The sequence below is a fragment of the Polynucleobacter sp. genome, from assembly GCF_044342855.1.
GTDB lineage: Bacteria > Pseudomonadota > Gammaproteobacteria > Burkholderiales > Burkholderiaceae > Polynucleobacter.
The window spans coordinates 57,069-81,288 of the sequence record NZ_JBIIPA010000004.1; the positions used below are offsets into that span (position 1 = coordinate 57,069).

The following is a 24,220-nucleotide window of genomic DNA, read 5'->3' on the forward strand; positions in this document are numbered from 1 at the left end:
GCTGCCGAAAATTTTAATACATCAAGAGTGAAGAGGGTCATCGCTTGGTTCCGGACTGTCTTTATAGTTTGTTTAGTTTAGCTTCTTGAGCGCCTCAAGGTACTTCTCAGGACTAAGCGCTTGCCCTTCACGCTGCGCTTCCCACATCACTTGTCCAAGGCATTCCATCATGGCATGCTGGGCTTCATGCTCGGAACCCAGTTTCTTGGAGAGCCTCTCTGCAATTGCTTTAATGCCTGGCGGTTGATCAATGGAGATTTGCTCGCTAATCGATAAATGCATTGAGAGATGTAGGAAGGGATTTGTTTCACCACGTTCTGGTGTGTAGTCTTGCGCCACTGCGCTTTCTGGATCTGATAGGAGTGTGTGATATTCGGGGTGTTCAAGCATCCAGTCGCTGGCAATTATTTCCATTGGCGTCAGAATATGATTCTCGGTTTTCTTCTTCCAGGTATCACAGAAAAAGCGACGCACTTCTTCACGAGTTGGATTAAATATTGCCACGAACTTTTCCTTTGCCAGTTTTTTGCTTGAATTCACAGAGTGGTTCAACAATGCATTGCTCACAATCAGGGCTGCGTGCCTTACAGGTATATCTACCATGCAGAATAAGCCAATGGTGAGCATCCATTAAAAACTCTTTTGGCACGCGCTTGAGTAATTGCTCCTCTACCTTTACAACATCCTTGCCAGGCGCTAAGCCGGTTCGATTGGAAACTCTAAAGATGTGGGTATCGACAGCCATGGTGGGGTGTCCAAAAGCAGTATTGAGGATGACGTTCGCAGTTTTTCTACCTACACCTGGCAGCGCCTCTAGATCTTCTCTGTTTTGCGGAACTTCGCCGCCATGTTTTTCCAGGAGCAGTCGGCAAGTTTCTTGGATATGTCTACCTTTGGCATTGAATAAACCAATGTGCTGAATGAAGGGTTTAACGCCTTCCTCACCCAGATCCAAAAGAGCTTGAGGCGTATTGGCAATCTTAAAGAGCTTGCGAGTCCCCTTATTAACTGAAATATCAGTGGCTTGAGCAGACAACAAAACAGCAATGAGTAATTCAAATGGGGAGCTGTATTCCAGTTCTGTTTCTGGATGGGGATTATTTCCCCGGAGCAATTCAAAAAAGGCTTGGCGCTTTTCGAGATTCATCATTTCTTTTGCTGGGCTCTCGCAATGGCGGCAGCGATGATAGCTCGCTTTCGTTCCTGCTCTTTTATGGCTTCTTCTGAGTCAGGTTTTTCTGCATTAACTGCTACCAATTTGGCTGCAGCCTTCTTTGCCAGTCGCTCATCATTGTCGCGTTGCTCACGATCTAGTCGGACATCACGCGCCTCATATCGAGAGCGTGCGAGTTGTGCCAATTCTGGTGACCAAGCATCCCAGCCAGTTTTTTCGCTAGTGACATCAATCATGGTGATGCAGTCAACAGGGCAGGGCGGTATACAAAGATCGCAGCCGGTACACCAGCCACTCAAAACAATATGCATTTGCTTTGAAGCGCCCACAATGGCATCTACTGGACATGCCTGAATACACAATGTGCATCCGATGCAGGTCTTAGGATCGATAAAGGCAACTGGCCTAGGGCGCTCTAAGCCGCATTCAGAATCAATCTGAGAGTGCAGCTCAAAAGCATTCTGAGGGAAGATGGGTGCAAGGATGTCGCTCAGTCTTTGAATACCCTCTGCGCCTCCAGGAGGGCAGCGATTAGGCAAAGCCTCGCCTGTTGCCATTGCTTCTGCATAGGCCCTGCAGTCTGGATAGCTGCATTTGGTGCATTGGGTTTGAGGAAGGATGTCCTCGAGGCGATTGGCAAGTTCTGTTGTCTGCTGAATATTCATTGCAATTTGCGCACCCTAAAACTAGAAGCGCGACCCTAGAGTCGCGCTGCTGTTTTATGCAGACTTTGAGCCTTCTAATTTAGGAGGTCTAGCCCTTGTTTTCTTCTGAACGCCTTGGTGTTCACGAATAAACGACTTAATTTTTGGATATACCTTTTCACGCCAGCGACGGCCAGAGAAGATGCCGTAGTGTCCAGCACCCGCAACTTCGTAGTGATCTTTGTCAATTTTTGGAATACCTGCACACAAGGCATGTGCTGAACGAGTCTGCCCGCTACCAGAAATATCATCCAACTCACCCTCAACAGTAAGAAGGGCGGTTTTCTTAATATCTTGTGGCTTAACTAGATCACCGGATACTTCCCATGTGCCATTCGGCAATGAATAGTCCTGGAACACAGTCTTAATAGTGTCTAAATAGAACTTCGCATCCATATCGAGAACAGCGTTGTACTCATCATAGAAGCGGATATGCGCTTCGGCATCTTGTTCATCGCCGCGCACTAAGTTTTGGAAGTAATCCCAGTGTGACTGCAAGTGGTTCTGGGGATTCATGGCAATAAAACCAGTGTGTTGCAAGAAGCCTGGATACACTTTGCGACCAGCGCCTGGATAGCCTGGTGGAACTTTATAAACCACATGACTCTCAAACCAATCGTAAGACTTTTGATCGGCTAGGTTATTAACAGCAGTCGGCGACTTACGCGCATCAATTGGGCCGCCCATCATGATCATGGAGGCTGGCGTTACTTCACCGGCAGAGGCCATCAAAGAGATTGCGCCAAGCGTAGGAACTGTTGGCTGGCAAACAGAGATCACATGTAAGTTCTCAGCACCAATAGCACGGATGAAATCTTGCACATAATGAACATAGTCATCTAAACCAAAGTCACCCGCATCCGCAGGAACAATTCGAGCATCGATCCAATCAGTGATGTATACCTTGTGATCTTGCAATAGTGTGCGCACAGTGTCGCGCAATAATGTGGAGTGATGTCCAGATAGCGGTGCAACCACCAATACTGATGGATCATCTTTGAGTTTCTTGATGACTTCGACATCATCAGAAAACCGCTTGAAGCGAATTAAATTACAAAATGGTTTGGCAACGATCGTTCTTTCGTGAATCGCTACTTCTTTTCCATGCGCCTTTATCGAGCGAATACCAAACTCTGGCTTCTTATAGTCTTTACCCAAGCGGTAGAGCAGTTCGTAACTAGCAGCTAAACGTTCAGAGCCTGGAACCTTGGACGCGGGGTTTGAAGCGTTAATAAAGGCTTCAGAAGCAGCGCGAGCCAATGAGCTCATTGGTTGAAGTAAGGATTTTTGAAATTCGTGTAGCTGATATAGCATGGTAACTCCCAGTAAATCAGTGTAGCCGCTTATTACGCGTTGTTACGCCAATACGCGGGCGATTGCTTTGGCTACTTTATCAATATTTTTAGCATTGAGAGCGGCCACACAAATACGGCCTGTGGAGAGGGCATAAATGCCATCTTCCTTTTGTAAGCGCTCTATTTGCTCAACCGTTAAGCCAGAGTAAGAGAACATGCCGCGCTGTGCTTCGATAAAGGCAAAGTCTTGCTTTACACCAGCAGCAGCGAGTTTTTGTACGAGTCCTTGACGCATTGCTTTAATACGATCACGCATCTCGGCTAATTCATCTTCCCAAAGCTTTCTGAGTTCTGGTGAATTTAGAACAGCGGCTGCAATAGCGGCACCATGAGTTGGGGGATTGGAATAGTTTGTACGAATCACGCGTTTCAATTGAGACAGCACGCGAGTAGATTCATCTTTGCTTTGAGTCACGATAGAGAGGGCGCCAACACGCTCACCATAAAGTGAGAACGATTTGGAGAAAGAGCTGGATACAAAGAAAGACATTCCGGATTCAGCGAACAAACGAACTGCAATGCCGTCTTGTTCAATACCAGCAGCAAAGCCTTGATAGGCCATATCCAAAAATGGGATGAGTGATTTTGCTTTGCAAATATCAATCACTTGACGCCATTGAGCTTCAGTAATGTCTGCACCAGTTGGGTTATGACAGCAAGCATGCAACAAGACAGTAGTGAACTTAGGGAAAGACTCTAAGGACTTCACCATGCCATCAAAATCAACACCACGAGTTTTGCCGTCGAAGTAGGTGTATTCAACTACTTCAAATCCTGCGGATTCAAAAATACCGCGGTGGTTTTCCCAAGTGGGGTTACTAATTGCGCAAGGTGCATTTAAATTGAGGCGCTTAATAAAGTCTGCGCCAACGCGTAATGCACCGGTGCCACCAAGGCACTCAGCAGTTACAACGCGACCATCTTTAATCAGGGGGGAATCAGCGCCAAACAATAGGTTTTGAACTGCGCTGTTGTATGGGTTTGGACCTTCAATCGGAATGTAGCTACGAGGAGAGTGCTTTGCAACAATGACTTCCTCGGCCTGAATAACCGCCTTCAAAAGAGGTACCTTGCCTTCGTCTGTGTAGTAAACGCCAACACCCAGATTGACCTTGTCTGCGCGTTGATCGGCGACATAGGCTTCTGTGAGGCCAAAAATAGGGTCTTTAGGGGCTAGCTGGACTGAAGTGAAAAGGTTCATTTGAGGGTCGAAAAGGGTAGTTAATAAGGTATTGCAGGGTTAATTGACGTTAAATTCAGTTGAATTTAGTTTAAATGGCTGTTTTTGAGGCTAGATTCAACTATTTCCAAATAAAAACGGCAAAATCAATGTTTGTACAAAATTCACTGTGAACTAAAAGGCACAGGTGAAATGATAGCTGAGATGCCCCCTAAGTTGCCTAAAACTTCCCCGAATTCCAAAGTCGCTGAAAGCAAGAAAAGCCCTGTGGCCGATCCTTTGGGCGAGGTAGGTCACGACCTGGATCCAGCCAAGTTCGTTTCCTTCCCAGATTCGCCATTTCAGCTCTATCAGCCGTTTCCGCCCGCAGGGGATCAGCCGGCTGCAATTGATGCTCTAGTGGCGGGAATTGAGGATGGATTGACCTTTCAGACCCTTTTAGGGGTCACGGGCTCGGGCAAAACCTTCACGATGGCTAATGTGATTGCCAGAACTGGTCGTCCAGCCATCATTTTTGCCCCCAACAAAACGCTAGCCGCCCAGCTCTACAGTGAATTTAGAGAGTTTTTCCCCAAAAATGCGGTGGAGTACTTCGTCAGTTACTACGACTACTACCAGCCAGAGGCTTATGTCCCAACACGGGATTTGTTTATTGAAAAAGATTCATCGATCAATGAGCATATTGAGCAAATGCGCCTGTCTGCCACCAAAAGTTTGTTGGAGAGACGTGATGTCATCATCGTAGCAACTGTCTCCGCAATTTACGGTATTGGTAATCCAGGTGACTATCACAGCATGGTGATGACTTTGCGTCCTGGTGACAAGATGAGTCAGCGTGATATTTTGATGCGCCTAATTGCGATGCAGTATGACCGCAACGAAACCGATTTTAAGCGCGGTGTTTTTAGGGTGCGGGGCGACACGATTGATATCTTCCCGGCTGAGCATAATGAATTAGCCGTTCGCGTTGAACTTTTTGATGATGTCATCGAGAGCTTGCAATTCTTTGATCCACTGACTGGAAGAATTCGTCAAAAAATTCCACGCTTTACTGTCTATCCGAGTTCGCATTACGTTACGCCGCGCGACACAGTGCTTAAAGCGATTGAAACGATTAAAGCGGAGTTGCGTATTCGCTTGGATGAGTTTGTTAAGGATGGCAAGTTGGTTGAGGCGCAACGTTTGGAGCAGCGCACTCGCTTTGATTTAGAGATGCTCAATGAGTTGGGCTTCTGCAAAGGTATTGAGAACTACTCACGTCACCTCTCTGGTGCTATGCCTGGTGAGGCTCCGCCCACCTTGGTGGATTACCTACCAAACGACGCCTTGATGTTCTTGGATGAGAGTCATGTCTTGATAGGGCAGCTCAATGCCATGTACAACGGCGATAAATCTCGCAAACATACCTTGGTCGAGTTTGGTTTCCGTTTGCCATCTGCAATGGATAACCGACCACTTAAGTTCACTGAGTTTGAAACCAAGATGCGTCAAACCGTCTTTGTCTCCGCAACCCCAGCTGATTACGAAAATACGCACACTGGACAAGTGGTGGAGCAAGTGGCTAGACCAACAGGATTGGTTGACCCAGAAATTGAAGTATTACCAGCAAGTACACAAGTAGATGATTTACTGAATCAGATTCATGAGCGCGTCAAAGTGCATGAGCGCGTTTTGGTAACGGTATTAACAAAACGTATGGCTGAGCAGTTGACGGACTACTTGTCGGATAACGGTGTGAAGGTGCGTTACGTTCACTCAGATATTGATACTGTAGAGCGCGTAGAAATTTTGCGTGACTTACGCTTGGGCGTCTTTGATGTGCTGGTGGGTATTAATTTATTACGTGAGGGCCTGGATATTCCAGAGGTCTCACTGGTTGCTATTTTGGATGCGGATAAAGAAGGTTTCTTGCGCTCTGAGCGTAGCTTGATTCAGACGATTGGTAGGGCGGCACGAAATGTCAAAGGTAAGGCAATTTTGTATGCTGATCGCATTACCGATTCTATGAAGCGGGCGATGGGTGAGACTGAGCGTCGCCGAACCAAGCAAGTTGCCTTTAATAAGGCGAATGGAATTGAGCCACGAGGCGTCCAGAAGCGTATCAAGGACATTATTGATGGGGTCTACGACGTCAAGGAGAAGCGCTCTGAGATGCAGGTGGAGCAGGAGCGGGCTCGCTATGAGGATATGAGCGAGAAGGATCTAGCGGGCGAAATCAAGCGTCTGGAGAAGCAAATGAACTCTGAGGCTAAGAATTTAGAGTTTGAGAAGGCCGCAGCCACCCGTGATCGCCTTACTAAGGTCAAGGAAATGGCCTTTGGGGCGCGCTCCAGAGATGCTATTTAAGACTGTTTTAATCCTGAGCAAATTAGTGGGGTATATGGTAAAGTTGAGTGGAATGGTCGGGTATTACCCGCCCGACTGTTAGCTGTCCATAACAATCCATTACCAAGGTGACATATGAGACTTACAACTAAAGGCCGTTTTGCAGTAACCGCAATGATCGATTTAGCCCTGCGTGAGACGCACGGGCCTGTAACTTTGGCTGGAATTAGCCAAAGACAGAAGATTTCCCTATCGTATTTAGAGCAGTTGTTCGGCAAGTTACGCCGCTTCAACATCGTTGAGAGTACTCGCGGTCCTGGCGGTGGTTACACCCTATCTCGCAAGTCTGAAGAAATTAGCGTGGCCGATATTATTGTGGCCGTCGATGAGCCTCTGGATGCAACTCAATGTGGTGGCAAGGGCAATTGCCATAGCGATGAAGACAATCATGGTCGTTGTATGACACATGATCTGTGGTCAAACCTAAATGCCAAGATGGTGGAGTACCTCAGTTCCGTGTCATTACGTGATTTGGTGCAACAGCAATCTGGACGTGGAATCGTATTGCAGGATTTACGCCCTAAGAAAATGAAGACTGAAAGTGCCAAGGCAGATAAGCCGGCAACTGCAGTTGCAGCAGCAAAAGAAGCCGCTCCGAAGCGACCTCTCGTGAATTCTGTTTTTAACCTGGCTCAGCAAAGTTAAGAGATTAACTTCTTAGTCTATTAATCGATAAGTAAAAAATGAACGCACCACAAGATATTCCTCAGAACCCAATACCGATGTTTAGTCCTAAGCACTTCCCGGTATATATGGACTACTCATCAACTACACCGATTGATCCGCGTGTAGTGGACAAGATGTTGCCTTACTTGCGCGAGCAATTTGGTAATGCAGCATCTCGTAGCCATGCTTACGGTTGGGCTGCAGAAGAGGCAGTTGAGTGGGCGCGTTCAGAAGTAACCCAGTTAGTTCACGCAGATCCAAGAGAGATCGTATTTACTAGTGGCGCAACTGAAAGTATCAACTTGGCACTCAAAGGTGCTGCCCACTTTTACAAAGAGCGCGGCAATCACATCATTACCGTGAAGACTGAGCACAAGGCGACCTTAGACACTTGCCGTGAGCTTGAGCGTGAAGGCTTTGAAGTTACTTACTTAGATGTATTGCCAGATGGTTTGATTGATTTTTCTCAACTTGAGGCAGCAATGAAGCCCGGCACGATCTTGGCATCAGTCATGTATGTGAATAATGAAATTGGCGTTGTACAAGACATTCCACGTATTGGTGAATTATGCCGCTCTCGCGGTGTGATTTTTCATGTGGATGCAGCACAAGCTACCGGCAAAGTTGAAATCGACTTAGAGAAAATTAAAGTGGATTTAATGAGCTTTTCTGCTCACAAGACTTATGGCCCAAAAGGTATCGGCGCATTGTTTGTCCGTCGTAAGCCCCGCATCCGTATCGAGGCACAAATTCATGGTGGTGGTCATGAGCGCGGCATGCGTTCTGGAACATTGGCTGTGCACCAAATCGTTGGTATGGGTGAAGCTTTCCGTATTGCCCGTGTTGAAATGGTTGAAGAGAGTGCTCGCATTCGTGCATTACGCGATCGTTTACTGACAGGGCTGAAGGATGTTGAAGAGGTTTACGTGAATGGTGATATGGATCACCGTGTTCCACACAACCTCAACATCAGCTTTAACTATGTTGAAGGTGAATCGATGTTGATGGCATTGAAAGATTTGGCCATCTCTTCTGGTTCTGCATGTACTTCAGCATCCTTAGAACCATCCTATGTATTGCGTGCGCTTGGTCGCAATGATGAATTGGCGCACAGCTCAATTCGTTTTACCTTAGGTCGCTTTACTACCGAAGAAGAAGTGGATTTCACGATCAAATTGGTGAAAGAGAAGATTGCGAAATTGCGCGAACTTTCACCACTGTGGGAAATGTTTAAAGATGGTATTGATCTCAGCACCATCCAGTGGGCAGCACACTAATTAAAATACTAAAGAAATAACGAGGAAATACCATGGCATATAGCGACAAAGTAATTGATCATTATGAAAATCCCCGCAATGTGGGTTCTTTTGAAAAGGGTGATGACCAGGTAGGTACTGGTATGGTTGGTGCACCTGCATGCGGCGACGTCATGAAATTACAAATCCGCGTAAATGATCAGGGCGTGATTGAAGATGCTAAGTTCAAGACCTATGGTTGCGGCTCTGCAATTGCTTCATCTTCCTTGGTAACTGAATGGGTTAAAGGAAAAACTTTGGATCAAGCCTTAGAGATTAAGAACTCCTTAATTGCGGAAGAGTTGGCTTTGCCACCTGTAAAAATTCACTGCTCCATCTTGGCTGAAGATGCCATTAAGGCAGCCGTGGCTAATTACAAAGAAAAGCATCCAGCTAAGTAAAGATAAAGAGGCATCCATCATGGCAATTACCTTAACTGACAAAGCAGCAAAGCACGTACAGCGCAATTTAGATAAGCGTGGAAAAGGTTGCGGCTTACGTTTGGGTGTTCGTACGACCGGTTGCTCTGGCTTAGCCTATCAACTGGAGTATGTGGATGAGGCTGCTCCTGAGGATGCCAAGTTTGAATCCAATGGCATCACTATTTTTATCGATCCCAAGAGCTTGGCCTATTTAGACGGGACTGAATTGGATTTTGTGCGCGAAGGCTTGAACGAAGGTTTTAAGTTCCAGAATCCGAATGTAAAAGATGAGTGTGGTTGTGGTGAATCCTTCCGCGTCTGACGATTACTTTCGTTTCTTTGGTTTAGAGCAGAAATTCAATCTCGATTTGTCTGCGTTGGATCGGGCGTTTCTAGCGATTCAAAAAGAAGTGCATCCAGATCGTCATGCTCGTGGAAGCGATACCGAGCAGCGATTGGCCATGCAAATGGCAACGCTAGCAAATACCGCTTTTCAAACTCTAAAGAACCCTATCCAGCGCGGACTTTATCTTTGCCAGCTTCATGGTGTAGATGCTCGCCTAGAAACGAATACTGCTATGCCAGCCGCTTTCCTTATGAAGCAAATGGAATGGCGTGAGAGTCTTGAGGATCAAGATGAGGATCTTGGTGCTCTGGAAGCTTTAGTCGAAGAGGTTGATCAATCTAAGCGCGATACCTTGGTAGAGATTACGCAAGCTATCGATGCTGCTCAGAACTATGAGCGTGCCGCTGAGTTGCTCAGGGGCCTTCTATTTATAGATAAGTTTGCACTTGAGCTAGATGATGCTATCTCAGTTTTGGTATAGCTTTAAACTCTAGTCCCCATGGCCTTATTACAAATCTCCGAACCTGGTAAGTCACTCGCTCCGCATCAACGTCGGATTGCGGTAGGTATTGACCTGGGTACCACTAACTCGTTGGTGGCAATTGTGCGAGATGCCTTGCCTAAAGTGCTTCCCGATTCTGAAGGGCGAGAGCTGCTTCCATCAGTGGTGCGCTATTTGCCTAATGGCAGAACACAAGCTGGCTTTGAGGCTATTGAAAGTATTGTTTATGATCCTAAAAACACCATTGTTTCTGTTAAACGCTTTATGGGTCGCGGTATTGTTGATGTAGAAAACATCGAGAACGCACCTTACGACTTTGTCGATGAGCCTGGTATGTTGAAGTTAAGAACAGTGGCTGGCGATAAGAGTCCTATTGAGGTCTCCGCAGAAATTCTGGCGCGTTTGCGTCAGTTAGCTGAAGACTCGGTAAATGATGACATCGTTGGCGCAGTAATTACTGTACCTGCTTATTTTGATGATGCTCAACGTCAAGCCACTAAAGATGCTGCCAAATTGGCTGGTATCGAAGTCTTGCGTTTGCTCAATGAGCCAACAGCAGCTGCGATTGCCTATGGCCTGGATAATGCCTCTGAAGGTATCTACGCTGTTTATGACCTAGGTGGCGGCACCTTTGATATCTCCATCTTGAAAATGAGTAGGGGCGTGTTTGAAGTGCTCTCTACTGGTGGTGATTCCGCCTTAGGTGGTGATGACTTTGATCATCGCCTCTATTGCTGGGTAATAGAACAAGCCAAGCTTCAACCAATCTCGATTCAGGATCATCGCAAGCTATTGCTTTCTTGCAAGCATGCCAAAGAACAATTAAGTCATAACCCATTAGCCCGCGTTCATGAAACACTCGCTGACGGTACGGTGGTAAATGTCGGTATCAGCCAAGCTCAGTTCTTTGAGATTACTCAGAACTTAATTAATAAAACTTTAGTCGCTGTGAAGAAGGCATTGCGTGATGCAGGCCTCAAGGCGGATGAAGTCAAAGGCGTTGTAATGGTGGGCGGCGCAACACGTATGCCTCACGTACAGCGTGCGGTTGGCGAACTCTTTGGTACTAAGCCTTTAAATAACCTCAATCCAGATCAAGTTGTCGCTTTGGGTGCTGCCATGCAAGCGGACTTGCTTGCCGGCAATCAAAGTAAAGATGATGAGTGGCTTCTCTTGGACGTCATTCCACTCTCCCTCGGCATTGAGACTATGGGTGGCTTGGTAGAAAAAATTATTCCGCGCAATACGCCAATTCCAGTGGCGCGCGCACAAGACTTTACGACCTTTAAAGATGGTCAAACAGCGCTAGCCATTCAGGTGGTGCAGGGTGAGCGTGAGTTAGCGCAAGATTGCCGTTCTCTAGGTAAGTTTGAGTTACGCGGTATTCCACCCATGGCTGCTGGTGCTGCCCGTATTCGGGTGACATTTCAAGTAGATGCGGATGGCTTGCTTTCAGTTAGCGCAACAGAACAGGGCTCTGGTGTGCAGGCCTCGATTGATATCAAGCCATCGTATGGCCTGACTGATGCTGAGATTGCCCGCATGCTGCAAGACGGCTTTGCTTCTGCGAAAGTAGATCTCTTATCCAGATCGTTGCGTGAAGAGCAAGTGAATGCGCAAAGACTTTTAGATGCCGTACAAACTGCCTTAGATTCTGATCGTGGACTATTGAATGCTAAAGAGCAGGCCTTAGTTGATCAAGAGATGGCGGCTTTGCAAAAGATTCTTACAGAAGAAACCGATAGTGCTGTCTTAAGAAAAGCGGTAGATCATGCTGCCAAGGCTACCGACGAGTTTGCTCAGAAGCGCATGAACGCGAGTATTCAAAAAGCCTTAGCTGGCAAGAATGTTGCAGAAATTTAAGAAAAGAAAACTACTCAGATGACTCAGATTGTCGTTTTACCCCATAGTGAATATTGCCCAGAGGGCGCCGTAGTTGAAGTAACCCCCGGTACCTCCATTTGCGAAGCATTACTAGAAAACAATATTCCAATTGAGCATGCCTGCGATATGGTTTGCGCCTGCACTACCTGTCACGTCATTGTGAAAGAGGGTTATCAGAGCCTCAATGAGCCTGATGAGAATGAAGAGGACTTACTTGATCGTGCATGGGGCCTTAACCCCCAATCTCGCTTATCCTGCCAGGCAATTGTTGCTCGTCAAGATTTGGTTATTGAGATTCCGAAATACTCAATCAATCACGCAAAAGAAAATCACTAATTGCCTTCAAGATACAGATAAAGAAAAAACCACCCCCGCTGAACTGACCCCCAAAAGTTGGACGTTATGTCCAACCAAGGGGGTTTTTATGAGCAAGTACAGCAAGCAGTTCAAGCTAAAGGGATTAAGTCCCGTGCAATACCGCACCCAATCCCCTGTGCTAAGCTAACAAAAGCGTCCAACTTCTTGGGGTCAGTTCATGTGGAGTGGTACTAAATTGACAGCGGTTCAAGTCTCTCGCTGGAGTGTTGATGCTAGATATGCAAACGGGTCAGTTCACGCTGGTGCGAGCGAAGGCAGTTCTCTTGGCTGCTGGTGGTGGTCCTACGATGTACAAGTACCACACGCCATCAGGCGACAAGAGTTGCGATGGCCTAGCCATGGCACTGCGTGCCGGTCTCACCTTGCGTGATATGGAGATGGTGCAGTTTCATCCAACCGGTTTGTTGGCAGGGCCTGGTACGAGGATGACTGGAACTGTTCTCGAGGAAGGATTGCGTGGTGCAGGTGGCTATTTACTCAATGGCAATCAAGAGCGCTTTATGGGTAACTATGACCCTCGCAATGAACGCACTACTCGAGACATCGTTTCCAGATCGATTAATTCTGAAATCAGGGCAGGCAGGGCTACGCCCAATGGCGGCGTCTATATTCAGATGAGCCACCTTGGGCCCGATAATGTTCGCAAGCAATTTAAAGGCATGGTCGAGCGATGCGCAGATAGCGGTTTTGATTTGGCCGGAGATCTTGTAGAGGTTGTTCCAACAGCGCATTACATGATGGGTGGATTGATTTTTAAGGCCGATTGCAGCACCGAGTTACCAGGTTTATTTGCGGCAGGTGAAGACACTGGAGGAGTGCACGGAGCAAATCGCCTAGGTGGTAATGGCGTTGCTAACTCCACTGTATTTGGTGGCATTGCTGGTGAAGAAATGGCAAACTGGGTTGTGTCCCACAAATTGCAAGAGTGCAATATGAATGAGGTGCGCGCCAGTATCACGGCTCATGAGGCGCCATTAGAGAGGCCCGCAGGCGATATTGAGCTCATTCGCGATGCTCTGGCAGAGTGTATGTGGGATGATGTAGGTATCTCAAGAACAAAAGAGAGTTTGCTCCGAGCTCGCGCCAAGCTTGATCAGCTTGGTCAGCAGTTACATCAAATTGGTGTAGGTGATATCCAAAGGGAATACAGCATTACATGGCAGGATTGGATGAATTTAAATAATCTGATCTTGGTGAGTAAGTCGGTAACCGAGGCTGCGCTTTCTCGTGAAAACTCTCGAGGAGCTCACTATCGCGATGATTTTCCTCAGCCCGGCTCTTTGGAAGAGTCTTATTTCACAGCAGTTCAATTGGGTGAAGATGGGTTAGACATCAAAAATAGACCAGTTCAATTTACGATGATTAAACCTGGCGAGACTATTTTGGTAGAGGCCTAATCATTTTTGAATTGATTGAGCCGGCCTCATTTGCGCTAGCAACTCTAATCGTTCTTTGCGCATTCTTCATCTTTGGAGTTTCTGGGTTTGGCTCATCAATAGTCTCTGTGCCTTTATTGGTTCAGATGTATCCGCTGAAAGTTGTAGTGCCAATGATGGTGATCATTGATATCTGCGCTTCGCTGTATGTGGGTAGAAAGTCATCTGGTGATGCCAATATTCAAGAGTTGAAGTGGCTATTCCCTTTTAGCTTGATCGGGATGGTGCTCGGCATTTTTTTATTGGTGAGGGCGCCAAGCGAGCCCTTATTGCTGATTCTGGGAATATTTGCATCTATTAATGGGGTGCGTGTTTTGGTTCGGAGAAATGTAGAGGCGCGAAATCCGATTGGCAAATGGTGGGCGGCGCCCTTTGGATTTTTTGGCGGCGTGTTTACGGCCCTATTTGCCACTGGCGGTCCAGTGTATGTCTCCTATCTTGGTTTAAGAATTAACGATCCCAAAGTGCTTCGGGCAACGATGGCATTTGCCATTTTTATGCTGACATTTTTGCGTCTTACCTTGATGCTGGTCACTGGACTCATATTGAGTTGGGAGGTTATTGGCCTTGCTGCTTGCTTAATGCCGGTTGCTTTTCTGGGAATATGGACTGGGTCCCATGTTCACACCAAGCTGAGTAATGCCTCCATGCGTATCGCCTATGGCTCGATCTTGGTATTTGCTGGTTCAATGCTATTGCTCAGACAGATTACATAAAGCATTCGCTAAGCAAATAAAAAAGCGAGGGTGAATCCTCGCTTTTTTATAGTTCGTTAGCAATTCTTACTGCGTGCTAATGTTGCGACCCTTGATTACTTTCTCCCAGTTGGCTGACTCCGCTTTAATCTGAGCATCAAAGTCTTTCTGGGAATTAACTACTGGGCTTAGGCCATTCAACTCTAAGCTCTTTTTCATTGCTTCTGAGTTCACTGCTTTTACCGTGGCATTATAAATTTTGTCGGCAATGACTTTAGGCGTATTCGCTGGAGCGATCAAGCCAAACCAACCTGTACTTTCAAATCCAGGAATGCCGCCTTCGGCAACGGTAGGCACGTCGGGAAGTTGTTTAACACGCTTCGCACTGGTTACGGCAATCGGCTTAATTTGCCCTGCTTTTGCAAACCCTGTTGCAGCAGTCAAATTACCAACCATGAAGTCGATTTGGCCAGCCACCAGATCATTGATGGCTGCAGACTCGCCTTTATAAGGCACGTGGGTTGCTGGAATGTTGGCGTAATAAGTAAGATTCTCGCCAGCCATATGCACTTGGCTACCGATGCCTGCAGAGCCAAAGTTGAGATCTTTCGTTTTTGCGTAGGTAATGAACTCGTTCAAATTCTTTACGGGCAATTTTGTGCTTACTGATAGCAGCATTGGGCCACTAGCAACATTGGTGATGTTGACAAAATCTTTGCTGTAGTTAACAGGCAATTTTTTGTATAAGTTTGGGTTGACAGTGAGCATGCTTCCAGAGGCGAGCATGATGGTGTAACCATCGGCGGCGGATTGCGCTACATATTCTGCGGCAATATTGCCACCAGCTCCGCCTTTATTTTCAACGATAACATTTTGTCCCAAATCCTTTGTGAATTGCTGGGCTAGGAGTCTGCCAAGAATATCAGTGGTTCCACCTGCTGCAAAAGGAATAACTAATTTGATTGGCTTTGTTGGCCACGATTGTGCTGTTGCTAATTGGGGTAGCGCAAGGGTTAGTGCCCCGGCAAGTAGAACTAAACGTCTACTTAACTTATATTTTTTATTCTTAAACATCGGTGACCTCCAGTGGAAATTTAATCTTTTTATCTTAGCTACTTAGTTGTCAAAAAAATATACTCAACTGCTATTTAATAGCTATAGGCTTATTCATTACATCGTCTCCTCCACTCATCATGTTGCACTTCTTGATGCTCATTCCGTTGCACAATGAATTGGGTATTGCAAGATATCTAAATCATCTATATGATTCAGATATGTCAGTTATTCTGCCCCCTAAAACCAAGTCTCGTCAAGCCCTGAAAACCCTGCGTTTTGACGGGTCCTTTATGTTTGCCTTAATTCATGGGGAGCAAGCGTGAATCTCACCTACTGGGAATTACTGGCGCTGGCAGATTCCGGTCTTAGAGCTGCTGGTATAGGTGCAAAGGCTGCCTATGAAACGGCGCAATTTTTAGCTTTAGCTGAAATGGATGGGCTTGCATCGCATGGTCTAGCAAGAGTATCTCAATATGCTGGCCATGCAAAAAATGGTCGAATTGAATTGGATCCCAAGCTAAAGGTGAGGCCATTTAAGACGGCAGCCGCTTTGGTTGACGCGCGTGACGGCCTAGCTTTCCCGGCACTTCGTTTTGCTACTGACCTCTCCGTAAATCTAGCCTCAAAAAATGGCCTTGGTTTGGTAGCGGTAACCAATAGCCATCATTTTGGCGTTGCAGGACATTACGTCGAGGCTGCTGCGCGAGCAGGTTATATCTCTTTGCTGTTTGGAAACACTCCAGCAGCAATGCCTATGGTGGGTGGTGCAAAAGCAATTTTTGGAACGAACCCTTTGGCCGCCGCCTTCCCCATTTCTGGTAGCGATCCGTTAGTCATAGATATGTCACTTTCTGCAGTTGCCCGCGGAAAATTATTGGTCGCAGCAAAAAATGGCCAGCAGATCCCTGAAGGTTGGGCATTGACTGCTGACGGTAAGCCAACCACTGATCCCCAAGAAGGCTTGAAGGGTCTGATGGTGCCTCTGGGTGGTGATAAAGGGGCCTTACTTGCTCTGATCGTTGAATTGCTAGTGGTCGGGCTTTCTGGCAGTAGATTTTCCTACGAGGCAGATTCTTTTTTTGATCCAACAGGCAATCGCCCGCGGATTGGTCAGTTGATATTGGCGATTGATCCTGGCTTGGCAGGTGCATCTGTTTTTGCCGGTCGAATCCAGGATTTTTTACAAGTTTTAAGTGCTGATGCTGGGACCCGTCTTCCTGGCCAGCGTCGCTTTAAGCAGCGTGTCACGGGGCTAAAAAGCGGTGTCACAGTTTCAGATGTAGTTGTAGAGGAAATTCAGACTGGTATCCGCCAGTCATGGACTGAGTAGTTTTTATAAACGAGATTATTGAGGAGATAGTAATGATCCACTTTGTCGTGCATGAGCCAGCAGATGGCGTAGGTGTAGTAGTAGTTGAGGGTGTTAAAGCCGGAACCGACTTGATTGGTTGGGTAATGGATGGTGACCTAACTTTAAATATCAAATCTGAAAGTGATATTCCAATTGGTCACAAAATTTCATTGAACGATTTCAAGCCAGGTGACACGGTAATGAAATACGGCGTTGATATTGGAAAAGTGGTGGCCCCAATTAAAAAAGGCGAGCATCTCCACGTCCAGAACGTAAAAACTAAGCGCTGGTAATCCAGTCTCCTTACCTACCTATTCATTGAGAGAGATATAAAAATGACTAATTTAAAAGACGCAACCTTTTTAGGTTATCGCCGTGAAAACGGACGCATGGGTATTCGCAACCATGTATTGATTTTGCCTTTAGACGATTTGTCTAATGCTGCCTGTGAAGCAGTAGCAAATAACATCAAGGGAACGATGGCAATTCCTCATTCCTATGGTCGTTTACAGTTCGGAGCTGACTTGGATTTACACTTCCGCACCTTAATTGGAACTGGATCCAATCCAAACGTGGCAGCAGTAGTTGTGATTGGTATTGAGCCACAGTGGACAAAAATTATTGTCGATGGCATCAAGGCATCAGGAAAGCCAGTTGAGGGATTCTGGATCGAAGGTAACGGCGATACAGCAACGATTGCTTCTGCCAGCAAAGCTGCTTACAGCATGATGAAGCATGCATCTAAGCAAAAACGCGTTTCCGCTCCTCTTTCCGAGTTGTGGGTTTCTACAAAATGCGGTGAATCTGACACGACTTCTGGCTGCGGTGCAAACCCAACTGTTGGCGATGCTTTCGATAAGCTTTATGGAATTGGTTCTACCTTGGTATTTGGTGAGACTACTGAGTTAACTGGTGGCGAACATTTAGTTGAGGCACGTTGCCGCACTCCTGAGGTGAAGAAGAAGTTCCGCGAGATGTTTGATCGTTATCAAGATGTCATTGAGCGTCATAAGACAAGCGATCTATCTGACTCTCAGCCAACCAAAGGCAATATTGCAGGTGGTTTAACAACCATCGAAGAGAAGGCTTTGGGCAATATCCAAAAAATTGGCAAGAAATGTATTGTGGATAGCGTGCTCGATAAGGGTGAAGAGCCAACTATTCCTGGACTGCATTTCATGGACTCATCATCAGCTGCTGCTGAAATGGTCACCTTGTGTGCAGCTGCTGGCTTTACAGCTCACTTCTTCCCAACAGGGCAAGGTAACGTAATTGGTAATGCAATTCTTCCAGTAATTAAGATTTGCGCTAATCCAAAGACTGTTCGTACTATGGGTGAGCATATCGACGTTGATGTGTCTGGCTTGTTACGTCGCGAAGAGAATATGGATGATGCGGGCAATAAGTTGTTAGATTGCTTGAAGCGTACAGCTGATGGTGAATTAACTGCTTCTGAGATTCTCGGTCACCGTGAGTTTGTATTGACTCGTTTATACGAATCAGCATAAGACTGCAGCATGAGAAACCTGACCGCTTACCAAGAAGTTAAGCAAAAGATCACCGAGGATCTGGTCAGGGGTCGCTATCCTATGGGGCAGGCATTGCCTGCCGAAAAGGATTTATCAAAAGAGTTAGATGTATCTATAGGAACCCTGCGCAAGGCGGTGGACGAGTTGGTCGCAGAAAACATTGTGGTTCGACGCCAAGGCAGGGGTACCTATGTTGTTGAGCATGATCTCAAAAGGCTTTTATATTATTTTTTTCATATCGTCAAACACGATGCTGAAAAAAAGGTTTACCCAAAAGTTGAGCTGGTTTCCTTAAATAGCGCTTCCGCCAATAAGGAAGAGGCAGGCAAGCTAGAAATTAAAGAGGGGTCACCTGTTTGGAGAATTACCAATCGCCTTTCATTAGGGGGGCAGTGTGTGATGATCGATCAGATCACGTTAGATAAACAAAGATTTAAAAATTTAACCCGTGCAGACTTCATTGATCGTCAGGGCAGCATCTACCAGATGTATCAAATGGAGTATGGCCAAACCGTTGTGCGAAGTAGCGAGCGTTTACGAGCTGGACTAGCTGGTAAGCAACATGGCGAGTGGCTTGGATTGAATCCAGATTCTCCGGTCATTGTTATCCGAAGGGTAGCGCTCGGCATCCAGGATGAGCCTTTGGAGTGGCGTGTCTCTACCCTAAATACCACTCAACATGAGTATTTCAGTGAGTTGGTAGCATAATTTTTATGTTTACCGCTGCCCGAAAAAATATTCCAGGGCTATCGGTCTGCCTAGTTATTGCCATGTCGACCAGCTTTTTATCTGAGAATTATGGTGGCCCACAGTTGTTATATGCATTGCTGATTGGTCTATCTCTTCATTTTTTATATCTCAATGAGACGGTGAAACCGGGAATTGATTTTTGTGCAAAAACAGTTTTACGTTTAGGCGTTGCATTCCTGGGTATTCGCATTACATTTGCTGATATTGGTGCAATCGGTTTGAATACCGGATTAATGGTGATGTTCGCCGTTGGCGCTACAGTATGTCTTGGATTCTTTCTCGCTAAACTTTTGAAGCTATCCCCTGACTTTGGCTTGATCGCGGGTGGATCTGTTGGTATTTGCGGAGCATCTGCGGCTTTGGCAGTCGCCTCAGTTCTACCAAAAACAAAAGAGAACGAAAGATTTACTTTGCTGGTAGTAGTTGGGGTAACCGTTCTTTCAACTATTGCAATGGTGTTATATCCCTTTGCTCTCCAGTTGCTCAATATTGCTGCGTTACCCGCTGGTATCTTTTTGGGGGCAACCATTCATGATGTTGCACAGGTAGTTGCGGCGGGTATGTTATTTGGCCCCGAGGCAGGTGATGTGGCTACGGTTGTTAAGTTATTCCGAGTCGCACTGTTATTGCCGGTAGTTTTATTTATTTCTATTTTCTTTGGCGCGGAAAAATCATCTCAGCGTTTAGGTTGGGGTAGCTTACGCCTGATACCAACATTCCTATTAGGATTTGTCGCTCTGTCAGTTGTTGCATCTATGCAGATTTTGCCTGGCTCTGTAACTCACTCAATCGGCGGCCTATCTCGCTGGATGCTGGTGATTGCTATTGGCGCTGCTGGCCTGAAAACAAACTTTCAGGAGTTGGCAAAGCTCGGCTGGCAACCGGTAGTCATGTTGCTAGTGGAAACCCTATTTATCGCTTCAATCGGCTTCATTTTTATCCTGAATCTGGCTTAACGTCATTGCTAATAATTATTTTGGCGGTATTCTCTAAAAAAATGCGTTCTCAATTGGTGAGTGTATTTTAAAAAGGTGAGCTACCTATGTCGGACAAAAGCAATATTTCAAGCCGTCGTAAATTTCTTAAAAATTCTGCCGGCGTAGGTGCGGGCCTTGGTGCCGCACTGGTCTCTGGCACTACCTTAGGTCAAACCTCACCCAGTGAATTTTTGGAAGTTGATCCATGGACTAAGGTGCAGGGCTCTACTTTCATCAATCCACCTTATGGATTGCCCTCAAAATACGAAAAGAATGTAGTTCGAGTCTTGCCATCTCCCGCTCCAACATTTTTAACTGGATCGCGGACACCATTACAAAACTTACACGGCATCATTACGCCAAATGGACTCTTCTTCGAGAGGCATCACGCTAGTGTGCCGGATATCAATCCCGACCAGCATCGCTTAGTCATCCATGGCATGGTGGATAGTCCTTTGATGTTGTCCATGGAAGATATCGTTCGTTTCCCGTCAGAATCTCGCGTTTATTTTTTAGAGTGTTCCGGTAATAGTGCGGCTGAATTAAAAAAAGCAAGCGGTAAAACTGCCCAAGAAATCCACGGGCTACTTTCTTGTTGCGAATGGACTGGGGTTCGTCTCTCTACCATCTTTCAAGAATGCGGAGTTCAGGCTGGCGCTACATGGGCCTTAGCAGAAGGTGCGGATGGTGCTGCAATGACTCGAAGCATTCCAATGAGCAAGATGATGGATGATGCTTTGCTGGTGTACGCCCAGAATGGTGAGATGTTGCGTGCGGAGCAGGGGTACCCTCTTCGCCTCTTCTTGCCGGGATACGAGGGCAACATGAGTATTAAGTGGCTAAGGCGCCTTAAATTGGGATCCGAGCCTTGGCAAACGCGTGAAGAAACATCTGCCTATACCGATCTACAGAGCGATGGAAAGGCGCAGCAATTTACATTCTCAATGGATGTGAAATCTGTCATTACGCAACCATCGGGCATGATGAAACTCAAGTCTAAAGGTTTTTATGAGGTTTCGGGCGTTGCTTGGTCCGGCAACGGTAAGATTAAAAGGGTGGAAGTTTCGACAGACGGCGGAAAATCTTGGGGTAATGCCATATTGCAAGAGCCGGTCATGGATAAGTCTTTGGTGCGCTTCCGTTATCCCTGGGTTTGGAATGGTGAGCCGACCGTGTTCATGAGCCGAGCGATCGATTCCAGTGGCGATACTCAGCCAAGCATGGAGGCTTTATTAAAGGTCAAAAGCCCCAATAGTTTCTATCACAACAATGCAATTCAGCCATGGCGTGTTGCTGCTAATGGGGAGATTACAAATGGTCGTTAAATCCTTTGTGAAGCTCCCTCTAATTTTGGGACTGTTAGGTTCTCTGGTGGCCTGCACTGGCGGATATCACGCAACTGGACCGGTTGGTCTTGGTAAGCCGGTAACTGAAAACCAAATCAAGGCGTGGAATATTGATATTGGTCCAAGCGGTGCAGGATTGCCAGCTGGATCTGGTAGTGCTGTAACAGGTGAAATCATCTACCAGCAGAAATGCTCCTCTTGTCATGGTGAGAAGGGGCAGAGTGGAATTGCTAATCGCTTAGTTGGTGGTGGTCAGCTCAATACAGATAAGCCGGTCAAGACGGTGGGTAGTTTTTGGCCTTACTCCACAACCATATTTGATTATGTAAGGAGAGCTATGCCGCACCAGGCTCCACAATCACTCACGGATGATCAGGTGTATGCATTAACTGCTTACATCTTGTATATGAACAAGATTGTTTCTAAAGATGAGGTGATGAATGCGCGCTCATTGCCATTGGTAAAGATGCCAAATAGAGATGGGTTTATTGCGGTTGAAAAATAATTAGCATGCACCCCTAATCATGCCTGCAGCAACTGTATGGTTGGTGGCTTCATCAATAAGGATAAATGCACCGGTTTTTTGAGACTGACTAAATAAATCAGCAGCAATTGGCTTTTGCAATACAAAGTCCACTTGACCAATTTCATTTGTGGTGAGGGGGTGTGTTTCAAGGGCGTGAGACAGTGTTTCTACATCTAGCACTTTTTGAATTTCTTTAACCTTGGCGCCAACAGTATTGGTGGTATGTCGCAAGGCATACTTTCGACTCAAGGAGAGCGGCTCGCTATCTAACCAGCAGAGATCAGCAGATATCTGCTTGCTGAGTATTGGTAACGCAGCGTCTTCAGCGCTAATAAATAAGCAACCTCTAGAAACATCAATATCTTCGGTTAGGCTAATTGCCACGGCTTCACCTGTTTGAGCGGACTTGACTTCATTATTCGCATTAGCTTGATCACGATTTGAGCGATTGCCTAAATAGATCTTCGAAACAGTTGCCTCTCGATTTTCAGGTAGAACTTTAATTTTTTGGCCTACTCGAATACAGCCAGACTCGATTTGACCGAGATAGCCGCGGAAGTCATCGGAGGCGCTACCATCTTGGCGAGCAACGTACTGCACCGGAAGGCGTAAGCCGGTTTTTTCTGACTGCGGGCTAGTATCCAAAGCTTCTAGCCACTGCAGGAGTGTAGGGCCTTTGTACCAAGGTGTATCTTTGCTAGCAGTGACGACATTGGCGCCGAGCAAAGCAGACATCGGAATTAAGGTGGGCTCAGGCAAGCCGATTTTGTTGCATAAGTCTTCAATTGACGCTTTGATGGCGTTAAAAACCTTCTCATCAAAGTTGAGCAAGTCCATCTTGTTAACTGCAAAGACGACATGGCGTAAGCCAAGCAAATGAACGATTGCTGCATGACGTTTGGTTTGTGCCAACAAAGTCGTAGGATTCGTGCTGAGATCTACTCGAGTAGCATCAACCAAAATGACTGCAACATCGGATTGAGAGGCGCCAGTAACTAAGTTACGCGTATATTGCTCATGACCCGGAGCGTCAGCCACAATAAACTTCCGCTTAGGCGTAGAAAAATAGCGATAAGCCACATCAATGGTGATGCCTTGCTCACGCTCAGCTTCAAGACCATCGGTGAGTAGCGCTAAGTCAACACCCGCATCCGATGAAGTGACGCGAACATGCTTGGTTTTGGATAGAGACTCAAGCTGATCAACCAAAATGGATTTGGTGTCGTAGAGTAGACGGCCAATAAGCGTGCTCTTACCATCATCAACGCTACCAGCAGTGATGAAGCGGACTACATTTTGGTGTGGAGAAACATTCGTTTGGGTAGTCATCAGAAATAACCTTCTTTCTTGCGGCGCTCCATGGAGGCCTCGTTAGTCTGATCATCCATGCGGGTTGCACCACGCTCAGTGATCTCTGTAATCGCGGTTTCAGCGATGATATCGATAGGGTTGGCAGCCGTGCTCAGGACTGGGCAAGTGCAGCTGATGTCGCCTACAGTACGAAAGCGTACCTTCAGAATCTCACTGATATCGCCCGGTGCTTTAGGGGTGATATTGGTTACGGGAACCAAAAGGCTATTCTTACGAACTACTTCGCGCTCATGGGTGTAGTAAATGCTTGGCAGTTCTAAATTCTCGCGGGCGATGTATTGCCAGATATCAAGCTCCGTCCAATTAGAAATTGGGAATACACGCATATTTTCTCCTTGAGAAATGCGTGCGTTATATAGGTTCCAGAGTTCTGGGCGCTGTGCCTTAGGGTCCCATTGGCCAAATTCATCGCGGAAGGAGAAGATCCGTTCTTTGGCGCGGGCTTTTTCTTCATCACGGCGTGCGCCACCCATAAGGGCATCAAACTCATGCTCAGCAATCGCCTCAAGCAGGGTGACTGCTTGGGCAGCATTGCGAGAATCAGTTTCTTTGCGTAAACGCACAGTCCCTTTTTTGATGGAGTCTTCTACATGCCCAACAATGAGCTTCACGCCGGTCTTCTCAACAACGGCATCGCGATAGGCAATGACTTCTGGATAGTTATGCCCGGTATCAATGTGGAGAATGGGGAAGGGGAGTTTGACTGGGCGATCACCAAACTGAAAGGCTTTGCGAGCCAGGTGAAACATCACAATCGAATCCTTGCCGCCAGAGAACAGCATGGCGGGATTTGCGCACTGTGCTACCACTTCACGAATGATATAGATCGACTCAGCTTCAAGCCAATCCAAATGGTCGTCTAGTAATTTCTGTTCTTGCATTTTGTAATTCG

At 46.5% G+C, this 24,220-nt stretch carries 24 protein-coding genes and 1 pseudogene; 17 read left to right on the forward strand and 8 right to left on the reverse strand.

The annotated features are described in order from the left end of the window. Positions 1 to 72: 72 nt before the first annotated feature. The 5 genes from ACIQZ3_RS02560 to ACIQZ3_RS02580 are packed head-to-tail and all read right to left on the reverse strand — an operon-like array spanning position 73 to position 4,434. On the reverse strand, positions 73 to 498 hold the full coding sequence (locus tag ACIQZ3_RS02560; protein ID WP_397390148.1) for a DUF1841 family protein: 426 nt from the start codon (positions 496 to 498) through the stop codon (positions 73 to 75). Beyond that, positions 491 to 1,147, reverse strand: a complete 657-nt coding sequence (gene nth, locus ACIQZ3_RS02565; RefSeq protein ID WP_397390056.1) for an endonuclease III — start codon at positions 1,145 to 1,147, stop codon at positions 491 to 493. The genes ACIQZ3_RS02560 and nth overlap by 8 nt, the downstream gene beginning before the upstream one ends. Next, positions 1,147 to 1,839 carry an electron transport complex subunit RsxB gene (gene rsxB, locus ACIQZ3_RS02570; protein WP_397390058.1) on the reverse strand — a complete coding sequence of 231 codons (693 nt, stop codon included), beginning with the start codon at positions 1,837 to 1,839 and terminating at the stop codon, positions 1,147 to 1,149. Before rsxB ends, nth begins: the two co-directional genes overlap by 1 nt. A gap of 54 nt (positions 1,840 to 1,893) precedes the next feature. After that, positions 1,894 to 3,192: a polyhydroxyalkanoate depolymerase gene (locus ACIQZ3_RS02575; RefSeq protein WP_397390060.1), complete on the reverse strand. Its 1,299-nt coding sequence runs from the start codon at positions 3,190 to 3,192 to the stop codon at positions 1,894 to 1,896. Positions 3,193 to 3,234: 42 nt separating this feature from the next. After that, positions 3,235 to 4,434 carry an amino acid aminotransferase gene (locus tag ACIQZ3_RS02580; protein ID WP_397390062.1) on the reverse strand — a complete coding sequence of 400 codons (1,200 nt, stop codon included), beginning with the start codon at positions 4,432 to 4,434 and terminating at the stop codon, positions 3,235 to 3,237. A gap of 171 nt (positions 4,435 to 4,605) precedes the next feature. On the opposite strand from ACIQZ3_RS02580, the gene uvrB reads away from it, so the two are divergent. The 10 genes and pseudogenes from uvrB (at position 4,606) to ACIQZ3_RS02630 (ending at position 14,443) form a co-directional block, all read left to right on the forward strand. Continuing rightward, a complete protein-coding gene (uvrB, locus tag ACIQZ3_RS02585; RefSeq protein WP_397390064.1) occupies positions 4,606 to 6,759 on the forward strand; it encodes an excinuclease ABC subunit UvrB in 2,154 nt (717 codons plus the stop codon). Between the two features lie 114 nt (positions 6,760 to 6,873). Then, entirely contained in the window at positions 6,874 to 7,443 is a 570-nt protein-coding gene (locus tag ACIQZ3_RS02590) for a Fe-S cluster assembly transcription factor (protein WP_397390066.1), read from the forward strand. 38 nt (positions 7,444 to 7,481) lie between these two features. Next, the gene (locus tag ACIQZ3_RS02595) at positions 7,482 to 8,741 is read left to right on the forward strand and encodes an IscS subfamily cysteine desulfurase (protein WP_397390068.1); all 1,260 of its coding nucleotides are present in this window, start codon (positions 7,482 to 7,484) and stop codon (positions 8,739 to 8,741) included. 32 nt (positions 8,742 to 8,773) lie between these two features. Next, on the forward strand, positions 8,774 to 9,160 hold the full coding sequence (gene iscU, locus ACIQZ3_RS02600; RefSeq protein WP_215301395.1) for a Fe-S cluster assembly scaffold IscU: 387 nt from the start codon (positions 8,774 to 8,776) through the stop codon (positions 9,158 to 9,160). 19 nt (positions 9,161 to 9,179) lie between these two features. Then, positions 9,180 to 9,503 (forward strand): iron-sulfur cluster assembly protein IscA, encoded by a 324-nt coding sequence (gene iscA / locus ACIQZ3_RS02605; RefSeq protein ID WP_046330505.1) that lies wholly within the window; start codon positions 9,180 to 9,182, stop codon positions 9,501 to 9,503. Beyond that, positions 9,484 to 10,008 (forward strand): Fe-S protein assembly co-chaperone HscB, encoded by a 525-nt coding sequence (gene hscB / locus ACIQZ3_RS02610; RefSeq protein WP_397390070.1) that lies wholly within the window; start codon positions 9,484 to 9,486, stop codon positions 10,006 to 10,008. The genes iscA and hscB overlap by 20 nt, the downstream gene beginning before the upstream one ends. 18 nt (positions 10,009 to 10,026) lie before the next feature. Beyond that, complete coding sequence (gene hscA / locus ACIQZ3_RS02615) at positions 10,027 to 11,892, forward strand: Fe-S protein assembly chaperone HscA (protein ID WP_397390072.1); 1,866 nt, start codon at positions 10,027 to 10,029, stop codon at positions 11,890 to 11,892. A gap of 18 nt (positions 11,893 to 11,910) precedes the next feature. Next, on the forward strand, positions 11,911 to 12,249 hold the full coding sequence (fdx, locus tag ACIQZ3_RS02620) for an ISC system 2Fe-2S type ferredoxin (RefSeq protein WP_215301387.1): 339 nt from the start codon (positions 11,911 to 11,913) through the stop codon (positions 12,247 to 12,249). 233 nt (positions 12,250 to 12,482) lie between these two features. Then, positions 12,483 to 13,688: pseudogene (locus ACIQZ3_RS02625) on the forward strand (FAD-binding protein); the annotation flags it as partial. 11 nt (positions 13,689 to 13,699) lie between these two features. Continuing rightward, positions 13,700 to 14,443 carry a sulfite exporter TauE/SafE family protein gene (locus tag ACIQZ3_RS02630; protein WP_397390074.1) on the forward strand — a complete coding sequence of 248 codons (744 nt, stop codon included), beginning with the start codon at positions 13,700 to 13,702 and terminating at the stop codon, positions 14,441 to 14,443. A gap of 66 nt (positions 14,444 to 14,509) precedes the next feature. On the opposite strand, the gene ACIQZ3_RS02635 is transcribed toward ACIQZ3_RS02630, so the two are convergent. Then, the gene (locus ACIQZ3_RS02635; RefSeq protein WP_397390076.1) at positions 14,510 to 15,496 is read right to left on the reverse strand and encodes a Bug family tripartite tricarboxylate transporter substrate binding protein; all 987 of its coding nucleotides are present in this window, start codon (positions 15,494 to 15,496) and stop codon (positions 14,510 to 14,512) included. Positions 15,497 to 15,797: 301 nt separating this feature from the next. Between ACIQZ3_RS02635 and ACIQZ3_RS02640 the strand changes: the two genes are divergently transcribed. The 7 genes from ACIQZ3_RS02640 (at position 15,798) to ACIQZ3_RS02670 (ending at position 21,936) form a co-directional block, all read left to right on the forward strand. Beyond that, positions 15,798 to 16,808, forward strand: a complete 1,011-nt coding sequence (locus ACIQZ3_RS02640) for an Ldh family oxidoreductase (protein ID WP_397390078.1) — start codon at positions 15,798 to 15,800, stop codon at positions 16,806 to 16,808. Between the two features lie 32 nt (positions 16,809 to 16,840). Further along, positions 16,841 to 17,122 (forward strand): SAF domain-containing protein, encoded by a 282-nt coding sequence (locus tag ACIQZ3_RS02645; protein ID WP_015421504.1) that lies wholly within the window; start codon positions 16,841 to 16,843, stop codon positions 17,120 to 17,122. Between the two features lie 42 nt (positions 17,123 to 17,164). Beyond that, positions 17,165 to 18,337: a UxaA family hydrolase gene (locus ACIQZ3_RS02650; protein ID WP_216230022.1), complete on the forward strand. Its 1,173-nt coding sequence runs from the start codon at positions 17,165 to 17,167 to the stop codon at positions 18,335 to 18,337. A gap of 9 nt (positions 18,338 to 18,346) precedes the next feature. Continuing rightward, on the forward strand, positions 18,347 to 19,066 hold the full coding sequence (locus tag ACIQZ3_RS02655; RefSeq protein ID WP_397390080.1) for a GntR family transcriptional regulator: 720 nt from the start codon (positions 18,347 to 18,349) through the stop codon (positions 19,064 to 19,066). 5 nt (positions 19,067 to 19,071) lie between these two features. Beyond that, entirely contained in the window at positions 19,072 to 20,064 is a 993-nt protein-coding gene (locus tag ACIQZ3_RS02660; RefSeq protein WP_397390082.1) for a YeiH family protein, read from the forward strand. Positions 20,065 to 20,150: 86 nt separating this feature from the next. Beyond that, positions 20,151 to 21,410, forward strand: coding sequence for a sulfite dehydrogenase (gene soxC / locus ACIQZ3_RS02665; protein WP_397390084.1), 1,260 nt, complete (start codon positions 20,151 to 20,153; stop codon positions 21,408 to 21,410). Then, positions 21,400 to 21,936 (forward strand): c-type cytochrome, encoded by a 537-nt coding sequence (locus ACIQZ3_RS02670; protein ID WP_397390086.1) that lies wholly within the window; start codon positions 21,400 to 21,402, stop codon positions 21,934 to 21,936. The genes soxC and ACIQZ3_RS02670 overlap by 11 nt, the downstream gene beginning before the upstream one ends. Here ACIQZ3_RS02670 and ACIQZ3_RS02675 read toward each other — a convergent pair whose 3' ends face one another. Next, complete coding sequence (locus ACIQZ3_RS02675) at positions 21,937 to 23,286, reverse strand: sulfate adenylyltransferase subunit 1 (RefSeq protein WP_397390088.1); 1,350 nt, start codon at positions 23,284 to 23,286, stop codon at positions 21,937 to 21,939. Beyond that, the gene (gene cysD / locus ACIQZ3_RS02680) at positions 23,286 to 24,209 is read right to left on the reverse strand and encodes a sulfate adenylyltransferase subunit CysD (RefSeq protein ID WP_397390090.1); all 924 of its coding nucleotides are present in this window, start codon (positions 24,207 to 24,209) and stop codon (positions 23,286 to 23,288) included. The genes ACIQZ3_RS02675 and cysD overlap by 1 nt, the downstream gene beginning before the upstream one ends. Between the last annotated feature and the right edge of the window lie 11 nt (positions 24,210 to 24,220).